This is a genomic window from Polaromonas sp. P1_G1, from assembly GCF_056405595.1.
On sequence record NZ_JBFUBU010000159.1, the window covers coordinates 1 to 494 of the forward strand.

Consider the following 494-nt stretch of genomic DNA (forward strand, 5'->3'; position numbering starts at 1 on the left):
GTGTGGGCCATGCCACCGCCATAGCAAAACCCCACCACACCGAGCTTGCCCGAGCTCTCGGCATGCGTGAGCAAATAGCGTGACGCCGCCACAAAGTCTTCCCGTGTCTTGGTCTGGTCCAGCTTGGCAAACAACTCACGCGCCTTGTCCTCGTCGCCCGGATAGCCGCCTAGCGGCGTCAGCGCATCCGGGGCCAGCACCAGATAACCCGCCAGCGCCAGGCGGCGGGCAATGTCTTCGATATGGGGATTGAGCCCGCGGTTTTCATGCACCACCAGAATCGTGGGCAGCTTGCCCGTGGTTTGCGCAGGCCGCACCAGATACGCTTTGATGCTGCCATAGCCCGCCAATGCCGAAATCTCAACCGTGCGGGCGCTGACGCGCGGGTCGTCCTTGGGTACCACCTCGGCTGCCGCAAAGTTGGGGCTCAGCGCAGCCAGCAGGCCAGCAGCAGTGACGCCACCCACGGCGAATTTCTGGGCACGTTCCAGAAA

The 494-nt window shown here is 63.6% G+C and carries 1 protein-coding gene; it reads right to left on the reverse strand.

The genetic code is table 11. From position 1 onward, the window contains the following. Positions 1-494: dienelactone hydrolase family protein (locus tag AC1D1Y_RS26255; protein WP_477684930.1), on the reverse strand; the 494-nt coding region annotated here is incomplete at both ends.